The sequence below is a fragment of the Marinomonas sp. ATLA20 genome (assembly GCF_057180105.1).
Genome location: NZ_JBXUKU010000017.1, coordinates 49,800 through 60,051, shown reverse-complemented (window position 1 = coordinate 60,051; position 10,252 = coordinate 49,800). Strand labels below are relative to the sequence as shown.

Sequence of the window (10,252 nt, the reverse complement as noted above, 5' to 3'; positions counted from 1 at the left end):
AAGCGATGAGTCGATTTATTATTGAGTTCGAGGAACGTCTCGAAAAGCACCTTAACTAAATGGCAGTTACACGGAATCTGTTACAGGGTCCCTTTGAAGTTCAAAGTGATAGTGTAATTTTTTATCTATGGCTATCTAACCCAACTCTCGCTTTTATAACCTTGTTTTTCTTTGTGTCTTGTCTTATTGCTTTGCTATTTGCAAGCATTTCAGGGGTAATATATCCGCGTTTGTGGTCTAAGTGTACACACACCGCAGAGTATCTAATACGTTTGGCTTTTAGACCGTTGTTAACAAGGCGGTCGCCAAATTCACAATCTTGTCCACCGTATTGCATAGTTTCTTCAAAGCCATTCACGGCCAAAATATGTTTTTTGTAACAAGAAGCGCTGTGTCCATTCCACGTTGGGCGGGCTGGGCTTATTTTATTTAGAAATGAGGCCCAAGCTCCAGACGCAGTTAGTTTCATTGTTTTATGTGTTTTCTTTAACCCCATGCTAACCAACCAGTCCACATCAAATGCTTTTTGAGATACGACGTCTTCTTTCGTGATTGCTTGGCTTATATCCATTGGTAGCTTGAAGTAACCGCCAGATAAGTATGTGTTAGGCTCAGAAAGTCTCAAGTGCTGCTCAACAAAATCTTTTCTTGGGATGCAATCGCCATCGGTAAAAATAAGATATTCGCCTTCAGAGGCAAGAATGGCTTTATTTAAGATTCGGCATTTCTGAAAGCCATCATCTTCTTGCCACACGTGCTTGATAGGGATAGTTGTTTCCCCTTTCATTCTTTCGATAAGCTCGCGTGTATCTTCTCTTGACCCATCATCGGCAATGACTATTTCAAAGTCTTTGGCTGTTTGTTCGAAAAACCCCCAAAGGACTTTTTCTAACCATGCTGGTGAGTTATAGGTTGTAAAGACTATGCTAGTTTTCATTAGTAGGCCTAATTCTGTATTTTGATTGTATATAACTTTAATAATAGTTTAGATTTTAAACGCGATTTCAATAACGGCTAATGCTCGTGTCAGGGAGCTTTTCAGACCATCTTAGCACCTCTGTAACCCCTAGAAAAATATGGTAACTACTTGTACCGGGTAGTGGGTATGTTTTGGGGCTATTATCTGCATTAAGGTACTCATTCCAACGTCCATTTGGTAGAAAGTAGTGTTGTTGTGCAAATTCTAATGCGATTTCCAAACGATGAATTTTCTCTTCTTTGCCCAGCGGGATAACCGTAATGGCTTTTAAGTATTCTGTTATCGGCCAAATACGTTTTTCTTTATCGATCGGTAGGTATGTTTCGCTGTCTATCTGATTATAAATCCCACCATTATCTGCAAGTCCATGTCTGGTTGCTGTTAGCCATAGTTGTTGTGCTAAGTCAGTATAGTCAGTGTTAGGGATGATTTTATTTGCTTGATAGAGTAACCATACCCACTCTAGGTGGTGACCAGGTTCTACTTGATTGCCCGTTTGAGGGTCTAGACTCCAGTCAGTATTGAAAAATTCACGCAGGGTCTTAGTTTCTTTGTGATAAAAATGCTTAACCGCAATGGAAAGTAGGGCCTTAATAGCCTTTTTGTAGTCTTCATCTTGAGTGGCTTCGAATGCCGCAACATAGCCTTCTAACAAATGCATATGTGGATTTTGGCGACGAATCTGTTTGTCATCAATTGGATAAGATTCATAAAAACCACCAGACTCGGCTTGCATATTGTCTAGTAAAAATTGATGCGTTTTTTTCATGTACTGGATCGCGCGCTCATCGTTTGTTGCTTTGTAATAGTGGCTGAAAGCTAACAATACAAAGGCCAGAGCGTAAGCGTCTGATTGTTTATCCTTGACGGTTAAATCATCATTTAATGAAAATATCCACCGCTCTTCAAAAAAATAATGTGTGATGATGAAGTTAAAAAGAGGAGTTAACAGGACTTGCCATTCAGGAGTATCTTTTATTTGGCAAGCATGACTGAAAGTATAGAGTTGTCGGCATTGTGTTAATAGCCGAATTCGACCCACAGGGTTATTTTCCCATTTATGGGTCATACTTTCATAACTGAAACCAAGCTCTTTGTTTATGCCATAGATTGACCAGTTTTGTAATAACTGTTCAAAGACAAATGACCGGCAGGTAGCAAGAGCTGTGTTCAACATGAGGTAAATAGCCTTATTTCATGTGATATTGAGTATGTCCAACTTGATAGGGGAGTATGATAAGATGGTAGCCTTCAAAAATCGATTATTATGTGACTATGAATTCATCCTATTTGAACTTTAACGATAAGCATGTCCTTGTGGTTGGCGATGTAATGTTAGACCGCTATTGGCATGGCGGAACTTCCCGTATTTCTCCTGAAGCACCAGTTCAAGTCGTAAAAGTATCTAACATTGAAGATAGGCCGGGTGGCGCCGCAAACGTTGCACTTGGGCTAGCTAAACTCGGTGTGCCAGTGACCCTTATTGGCGTGGTTGGTAATGATGAGAATGCCGATATATTAGCTCGTTGTTTAGAGACGGCAGGTGTAAATTGTCGTTTTGTTAAGTCAGAAACATTGCCGACTATTACTAAACTGCGGGTAATGAGCCGTCATCAACAGCTCATACGTTTAGATTTCGAAGAGCGTGAAGATAGCCTCTCGCAAAATGAAGCATTGGCGCAAGTGGTTGCAGAGTGTTTACCTCAATCTGATGCTGTTATTTTTTCTGATTATGCAAAAGGTTGTCTTGCGGACGTTCAATCTTTGATCCAACTTTCAAATGATGCCAATGTCCCCAGTTTTGTTGACCCTAAAGGGGATGATTTTTCTATTTATCAAGGGGCGACGTTAGTAAAACCGAATTTCGTTGAGTTTGAAACCATTGTTGGGCAATGTGCCACGGACTCCGAGGTTCAAAGTAAAGGTGAGTTTCTACGAAAACAATTTAGTTGGGGAGCTTTGCTTGTCACCCGCGGAGAAGACGGTTTAGTACTCTTTGAAGAGGGCTGCGTGCCGTTCTCTTTGGCAACAACTGCTAAGGAAGTTTACGATGTTACTGGCGCAGGTGACACCGTTATTGCTGTATTAACCGCAATATATGTTACGAGTAAGCGCTTTAAAGATGCGGTTGAATACGCGAATCAAGCGGCTGGGTTTGTGGTCGGAAAATTAGGTACTGCATCCATTACAGCCGATCAGCTAGCTGGCATTATGTATCAGCGTTCACACTCAACAAACTTTGGTGTCTTGTCTCCTACAGATTTACTAGAGCAAATTAAGCTCGCTCAAGTGAGTGGCGAAAAAGTCGTTTTTACGAATGGCTGCTTTGATATTCTCCACCCTGGTCATATTGCTTATATGAAGCAAGCAAAAGGCTTGGGTGACAGGTTAGTTGTGGCTGTTAATACGGATGCATCTGTAAAACGCCTCAAAGGTGAAAAGCGTCCTATTAATAACCTAGTTCATCGCATGGCTGTATTAGAAGGAGTTGGTGCTATCGATTGGGTGACTTGGTTTGACGAGGATACTCCTAAAGAACTGATTGAAATGCTGTCTCCGGATGTTCTTGTTAAAGGTGGCGACTACACTATTGATACCATTGTTGGCGCCGCTCATGTACTTGAGCATGGCGGTGAAGTCAAAGTGCTTACTTTTGTGGATGGTTACTCCACGACCTCTATTATTGAAAAAGCGAATCTGTAAATGCAAGATAAAGAGCCACTAAAAAACGCGCCGACGAAAGGTTTACCTAAGTCTGGAATCCAAACGTATTTCCGATTGCTTGGTTATGTAAAGTCTTCTTCAGGCTATTTGATACTAAGTGTTATTGGTTATATTTTGTATGCTGCGATGGAGCCCGCACTAGCAGCCTTGCTTAAACATATCGTTGATATTGTGTCCGAAGGTAAAATAACAGAAAGTCGTCTACTAATCCCCCTATCTATATTGGGCATTTTTGTATTGCGAGGTATTGGGACCTTTCTGGGTAGTTACTTTATGGCTCAGGTAGCCAACAAGGTTGTTTTTGACTTACGTACCAGTATGTTTAATAAACTGGTGTTACTACCATCTAGTTACTATCACTCTATTCCTACTGGCAGGCTGTTGGCTAAGCTAACTTATGACACAGAGCAAGTAATTGGCTCAATAACCCAAGCCATAAGAGTGTTGCTACGAGAAGGGCTGACAGTTGTTGGTTTGTTAGGTTATATGATCTATATGAACTGGCGTTTAACTTTATTGTTTTTGTTGGTCGTTCCATTAATCGGTTTGGTTGTATCGTATGCTTCTAAGCGTTTTCGTAGATTAAGTACCCGTATTCAAAATGCTATGGGTGGTGTAACTGACGTTGCTTCTGAAGCGATTAAAGGCCATGAAGTAGTGAAGACGTTTGGCGGAAGCCAATATGAGACAGAGCGCTTTTATAAGGCTGCTTTTGAAAATAGACGCTCTCAGCTAAAAATGGAAAAGACGAAAGCGTTAAATGTTCCTATTGTGCAGTTTATTCTAGCCTTTGCGATGGCTGTTTTGATTTGGTTTGCTCTTAGTCCTTCAATTAGCTCGAATATGACACCTGGGGATTTTATTGCCTTTCTGACCGCTGCGGGCATGTTAGGTAAACCTATTCGCCAGTTGACGGATGTGAATAGTGTTTTGCAGAAGGGTATTGCTGCTTCTCACAGTATTTTTGATTTCCTCGATATGGAAGAGGAAGTGGATAACGGTACAGTATCGATCGACCGCTTAAAGGGGAATGTGGAATGGCGTTCTATGTCTTTCACATACCCAGGCGCTGACAGAAAAGCTTTGAAGAATATTAACCTATCATTGCCTGCTGGTAAGACTCTAGCGCTGGTGGGGCGATCTGGTAGTGGTAAGTCTACCATGGCAAATTTGATTCCTCGTTTTTACGATTTTGATGAAGGCAGCATTAGTATTGATGGTGTTTCTATTAATGATTATAGGCTGACGGAATTGCGTTCTAATATTGCTTTGGTTAATCAACAAGTGGTTCTTTTCAACGGTACGATTCGCGAAAATATTGCTTATGGTCACCTGAGCGATTCTAGCATTGATGCCGTTGTTGATGCGGCGAAAGCAGCTAATGCATGGGAGTTTATTCAGGAGCTGGATAATGGGTTGGATACCATGGTCGGAGAGAATGGTGTGTTGCTCTCTGGTGGACAACGTCAGCGTATAGCCATTGCTCGAGCCATCCTGAAAAATGCGCCGATTTTAATACTAGATGAAGCCACTTCGGCATTGGACACTGAATCTGAGCGTGCTATTCAGACAGCGTTAGACGGTCTTATGGAAAACCGTACGACTATTGCTATTGCCCATCGATTATCCACTATTGAGAACGCCGATATTATTGCTGTTGTGGATCATGGGGAAATCATTGAGCAAGGTTCACATAGTGAATTGTTGCTGATGAATGGCGCTTATGCGCAGCTTCATAATCAGCAATTTAGTGAGACTTCAGCTTAACTATGTGGCTATACCGTTCTTTATTGGTGTTATTAACGCCGGTTATTTTATCGAAAATACGGCGTTTTAAGAAAACCTATAAACATTATCGTGCAAAAGAAGCCTTTGGCTTTTGGCCTTCTGTTGAAGCGGATTTATGGATTCATTGTGCGTCTGTGGGGGAGGTGCTGGCCGTTCGTCCTTTGGTGCTTCAGTGGCGTGAAAAGTACCCTACGCAAAAATTGTTAATTACTACAATGACACCAACGGGTGCAGAGCAAGTGGTTAAAACCTTCCCTTTTGCTGAGCATCGATATTTGCCAATGGACTGGCGCTCAAGTGTTAAAAGGGCGCTGAAAAAGCTGACTTGCAAACATTTATTGATTGTTGAAACTGAGCTTTGGCCAAACTTGTTGCAACTGGCTAAGTATAAAGGTCTGCGTGTTGAAGTTGTGAACGCACGCCTTAGTGATCGTTCTTTTCTACGTTATAAAAAGTTTTCGACTATTTCTAAGTCTTTGTTTGCCTTGCCTGACTGCTTTTTGGCTCATGCCCAAGCTGATGCTGTGCGCTTTGAAGAGTTGGGGGCGAAGAAAGTATTGGTGACAGGAAGTATCAAATTTGATCTTGCTGTCCCCCCTGAAGTATTCCAAGCCAATTGGCGTGGGCAATTAGGTTCTCGTTTTATCTGGGTGGGAGGCAGTACTCACCAAGGTGAGGATGAAATGCTCTTGCGTATTCATAAGGTGCTCTTACAGAAGTACCCTGATGCGTTATTGATACTGGTTCCTCGTCATCCCGAACGTTTTGAAGCCGTGCAAAGTTTGGCAAAACAGTATTTTGATCGAGTTGCGCTTCGCACTCAAACATCTCTCGATCAATGGACTAACTTCGAAGTGGTGGTCGGAGATTCTATGGGGGAGTTGATGCATTATTATCAAGCATCTGACTTGGCGTTTGTTGGTGGTAGCTTAATTAAGCGCGGTGGACATAACCCTATTGAGCCGGCTTTACTTGGTAAAGCTATTTTGGTTGGACCATATACCTTTAACTTTTTAGATATTACCGAACAGCTTTTACAGGTAAATGGCGCGATTCGTTGCCAAGACGAGGCGCAATTAGAGAAAGTTGTCATTGATCTAGCGGGGCAGTCGTCTCAGCGCTTCCGTCTTGGACAAGCTGCATTGCGTTTCGCAGAAAAAAACCAAGGAGCTGTTACTAGAGTGCTTGCCGAAATAGACTTCCGTTGATCGACTCTTTACAATGAGCGCTCATTATCTCATGGGGTGTTTTAGCATTTAATAAATGTTAAAGCTGAGAAGCGGATTGACCGCTAACCCACCGAACCTGATCCAGATCATGCTGGCGTAGGAATCGAGATAGCAAGTTGAGCTACCTACATGTGTAGTGGCTCAAATATCATTCTTGCCATTTCCCCTGTACGCCGCTCACTTATTTTAGGAGCGACACTTTGAAACCCTTTTCTTTATCCTCTCTTTTTTCTGCGGCTGCCGTTAGTCTTAGTGTGGTTATTTCGCCTGTAACATTGGCGACTGACACTCTAAATGTTTATACCTATGATTCGTTTTCATCTGACTGGGGGCCTGGTCCTAAGATAAAAGCTAATTTTGAGAAAGAGTGCGGCTGTAAAGTAAATTTTGTTGCGTTGGACTCTTCGGTTGGTATCTTGTCTCGTGTGCAGCTGGAAGGTAAATCGTCACAAGCAGATGTGCTTTTGGGACTAGATCTCAATCTAATGGAAGCAGCAAAGCAAACAGGCTTATTAATGGATCATAATGTTGATACATCGGCCGTGACGATTGCTGGTGGCTGGTCTGATAAGACCTTTGTACCATTTGATCAAGGTCATTTCGCCTTTATTTACAATTCTGAAACGCTTGCAAACCCACCAAGTAGTTTGAAAGACGTAGTAGATAACCAAGATTTACGAGTGATTTATCAGGACCCTCGTACTAGTACACCGGGGCTTGGTTTATTGCTATGGATGAAATCTGTTTATGGGGACAATGCTGCAGATGCCTGGGAGCGCCTGTCTTCTCATACAGTAACGGTCACGAAAGGCTGGTCCGATGCATACGGTTTATTCTTGAAAGGTGAGGCGGATGTAGTGTTGAGTTACACGACTTCTCCTGCTTACCACATTGTTGCCGAAGGTGAGAATAAGTATAAAGCAGCAACTGCTAGTGAAGGGCTTTACCCACAAATTGAAGTGGCCGCTATGATGAAAGATGCACCTCATCCCGCGTTGGCTAAGCGTTTTATGCAGTTTATTCTACAGCCAGGATTTCAATCGACTGTCGCTACGGGGAACTGGATGTTGCCAGTGGTTAAGCTTGATGAGAAATTGCCAGCGGCTTTTGATAGTGCTTTAAAGCCTACAAACAATTTGGTCTTGCCAGCAAAAGACGTCGCGCAGTATCGAAAAGCGTGGATTAATGAGTGGTTAAATGCCACGACTCGATAATAGGCGTTAAGTTGCTTTCTTTTCGAGCTGTAAAAGGGTTGTGGCCAGCGCTATTGGGCGTTGGTTTTTTCCTGTTAATGGTGGCTGCCAGTTTGGTGGCTCTTTTGCGTTATAGTGAATTATCCTCCTGGTATGGTTACCTGCAGCAGCCTTATCTTTGGCGAGTTGTGCGCTTTTCCTTATGGCAAGCCTTGCTAAGTAGCGGTATTAGTTTGCTTATTGCTATTCCTGTTGCTTCTTGCCTTATTCATCGCCAGTTTTATGGGCGTGCCGCTTTACTTCAATTGTTTTCCGTCTCCATGGTGGTGCCAACCATTGTGGCTATTTTAGGGTTGGTGGTTGTTTATGGCCGAACTGGATGGTTGAACCAGTTGTTTGGGGTGCAAGTTCCCTTATATGGTTTGGTGGGGATCTTACTTGCTCATGTTTTTTTTAATATGCCATTGGCTGTACGTCTTTTATTGCAAGGTTATGACTTGATACCTTCAGGGCAGTGGCGCCAAGCTTCGCAGCTAGGATTCTCTAGGTGGTCGGCTTTTCGCTGGATTGAATGGCACTATATGAAAAAGGTTCTGCCTGGAGCCTTTGTGTTGATTTTTATGTTGTGTTTTTCGAGCTTTGCTGTGGTGCTAAGCTTAGGTGGAGGGCCAAAATTTAGTACTTTGGAGGTGGCTATTTACCAAGCGCTGAGGTTCGATTTTGACCTTGATAAAGCCAGTTTTTTAGCTTTGTTACAGGTGTCTATATGTACTTTATTTGCGATTATTGTATATCGTCTAGCACCTATTAATCGTCAAGATGTGAGTTTGTTGGCCGTAAAAAGTTATGAGTTTAAAGATTCTTTTTGGTCTAAAGCCACTGATTTTTTAGCCATGCTTTGTGCCTTTTTATTGGTTATCCCGCCCTTTTTAGCGATTTTTGATCCAATTTTCTCACCGGTTTTTTTGAAAACATTGCAATCAGTTGCATTGTGGAATGCTGTGCTAGTTTCCTTACAAATTGCGATTCCTGCTGCGTTGGTGAGTTTGCTGCTAGGCGTCTGCTTTGCTGTGCTTGCACGTTTTTGTATGGCACGTCAGTATTTGGTGTTTCTACCAAATAAAATCGAGCATCTGGGAAATATGATTTTGATGGTTCCTGGTTTGGTTATTGCCACTGGTTTGTTTTTGACTTTACGTGATTTTGGCTGGGGGCTGCAGTCTAGTTATTGGATTGTGGTGTGGGTGAATGCGGTAATGGCATTGCCTTTTGTACTGAGAGCTTTGATGCCAGTCATGTACCAACAAGAGCGGCGTTTTCGAAATGTGTATTTGAGTTTGGGGATTCAGTCTTGGTCACGGTGGCGTTTGGAGTGGTCGTTGATTCGAACCAGTGTTGCCCAAGCCTTGGGTTATGCGCTACTACTTTCTTTGGGAGATATGGGAGTCATTGCGTTATTTGGTAGTCAGGGCTTGGTGTCCTTACCCTTGTATTTATTTCAGTTGATTGGTTCTTATCGTTTGGAAGAGGGAGCTTGCGTTGCTGTGGTGTTGATCTCTCTGTGTTTGATTTTGTTTTATTGTTCATCTCGCTTTATTGGTGGAGTCACTGCACGTGTTAAAGATTAACCTTCAATATGATTGGGAGGCTTTTCATGCAAATTATTGCGTGGATATTGCTCCTGGTGTGACTACATTGCTTGGTGGAAGTGGTGAAGGGAAGAGTACGCTGTTGCATTTATTAGGCGGCTTTTTGGATGGACGTGGTGAGCTGTATTTTAATGATGATTCACTGTTGCCTTTGCCCGCCTATGAAAGGCCAATTTCGACCTTATTTCAAAGTGATAATTTATTTCCGCAATTAACCGTTTGGCAAAATGTTGCTATAGGCTTGTCTCCTTCTTTGTCTTTGAGCAAAGAGCAAAAGCAAAAAGTCCAATGGGCACTTGATAAAACGCAATTGATTGATAAAGCCGAACGTTTCCCGCAGGCTTTGTCTGGCGGTCAAGCTCAGCGGGTGGCAATTGCTCGAGCGCTGGTTCGAAAAAAACCGATCTTATTGTTAGATGAGCCCTTTAGTGCACTGGATCCAGCATTGCGTGAAGAAATGCTACATTTGGTTAATGATGTAACCCAGGAGCTTGGGCTGACGACCTTGTTGGTGTCGCATTTACCAAAAGAAGCCAGTCTAGTTGGCGGTCGTGTGATTTTGATAGAGCAGGGTCGTATTACTGCTCATGAGGCTGTGTCGGTATTATCTCAGGCTGAGCCTCATCCACTTTTCTCTCGTTACTTTGGTGTTTCTAGTGCTGGAGAGATTTCGCGTCATAATGTCTAATA

The 10,252-nt window shown here is 42.6% G+C and carries 8 protein-coding genes and 1 riboswitch; of the genes, 6 read left to right on the top strand and 2 right to left on the bottom strand.

Translation table 11 applies throughout. From position 1 onward, the window contains the following. Nucleotides 1-121: 121 nt before the first annotated feature. Nucleotides 122-937 (bottom strand): glycosyltransferase family 2 protein, encoded by an 816-nt coding sequence (locus AC2A4J_RS19140; protein ID WP_484177120.1) that lies wholly within the window; start codon nucleotides 935-937, stop codon nucleotides 122-124. A gap of 67 nt (nucleotides 938-1,004) precedes the next feature. Further along, the gene (locus tag AC2A4J_RS19135) at nucleotides 1,005-2,156 is read right to left on the bottom strand and encodes an AGE family epimerase/isomerase (RefSeq protein WP_484177119.1); all 1,152 of its coding nucleotides are present in this window, start codon (nucleotides 2,154-2,156) and stop codon (nucleotides 1,005-1,007) included. A 98-nt stretch (nucleotides 2,157-2,254) separates the two neighbouring features. Here AC2A4J_RS19135 and hldE point away from each other — a divergent pair, with 98 nt between their 5' ends. The 6 genes from hldE (at nucleotide 2,255) to AC2A4J_RS19105 (ending at nucleotide 10,250) form a co-directional block, all read left to right on the top strand. Further along, the gene (gene hldE / locus AC2A4J_RS19130) at nucleotides 2,255-3,682 is read left to right on the top strand and encodes a bifunctional D-glycero-beta-D-manno-heptose-7-phosphate kinase/D-glycero-beta-D-manno-heptose 1-phosphate adenylyltransferase HldE (protein WP_484177121.1); all 1,428 of its coding nucleotides are present in this window, start codon (nucleotides 2,255-2,257) and stop codon (nucleotides 3,680-3,682) included. Beyond that, a complete protein-coding gene (msbA, locus tag AC2A4J_RS19125; RefSeq protein ID WP_484177118.1) occupies nucleotides 3,683-5,470 on the top strand; it encodes a lipid A export permease/ATP-binding protein MsbA in 1,788 nt (595 codons plus the stop codon). It abuts the gene before it with no gap. A gap of 2 nt (nucleotides 5,471-5,472) precedes the next feature. After that, a complete protein-coding gene (locus tag AC2A4J_RS19120) occupies nucleotides 5,473-6,699 on the top strand; it encodes a 3-deoxy-D-manno-octulosonic acid transferase (protein WP_484177117.1) in 1,227 nt (408 codons plus the stop codon). A 22-nt stretch (nucleotides 6,700-6,721) separates the two neighbouring features. Next, nucleotides 6,722-6,841, top strand: a riboswitch (TPP riboswitch). 79 nt (nucleotides 6,842-6,920) lie between these two features. Then, nucleotides 6,921-7,934 (top strand): thiamine ABC transporter substrate binding subunit, encoded by a 1,014-nt coding sequence (thiB, locus tag AC2A4J_RS19115; RefSeq protein WP_484177116.1) that lies wholly within the window; start codon nucleotides 6,921-6,923, stop codon nucleotides 7,932-7,934. Nucleotides 7,935-7,945: 11 nt separating this feature from the next. Beyond that, complete coding sequence (gene thiP / locus AC2A4J_RS19110) at nucleotides 7,946-9,541, top strand: thiamine/thiamine pyrophosphate ABC transporter permease (protein WP_484177115.1); 1,596 nt, start codon at nucleotides 7,946-7,948, stop codon at nucleotides 9,539-9,541. Continuing rightward, a complete protein-coding gene (locus tag AC2A4J_RS19105; RefSeq protein ID WP_484177114.1) occupies nucleotides 9,528-10,250 on the top strand; it encodes a thiamine ABC transporter ATP-binding protein in 723 nt (240 codons plus the stop codon). The genes thiP and AC2A4J_RS19105 overlap by 14 nt, the downstream gene beginning before the upstream one ends. Nucleotides 10,251-10,252: the final 2 nt, after the last annotated feature.

Bases quoted from the DNA above. Each gene is read 5' to 3' on its own strand.
- AC2A4J_RS19135 (WP_484177119.1), bottom strand. From the start codon at position 2,156: ATGTTGAACACAGCTCTTGCTACCTGCCGGTCATTTGTCTTTGAACAG.
- msbA (WP_484177118.1), top strand. From the start codon at position 3,683: ATGCAAGATAAAGAGCCACTAAAAAACGCGCCGACGAAAGGTTTACCT.
- hldE (WP_484177121.1), top strand. From the start codon at position 2,255: ATGAATTCATCCTATTTGAACTTTAACGATAAGCATGTCCTTGTGGTT.
- AC2A4J_RS19140 (WP_484177120.1), bottom strand. From the start codon at position 937: ATGAAAACTAGCATAGTCTTTACAACCTATAACTCACCAGCATGGTTA.
- AC2A4J_RS19120 (WP_484177117.1), top strand. From the start codon at position 5,473: ATGTGGCTATACCGTTCTTTATTGGTGTTATTAACGCCGGTTATTTTA.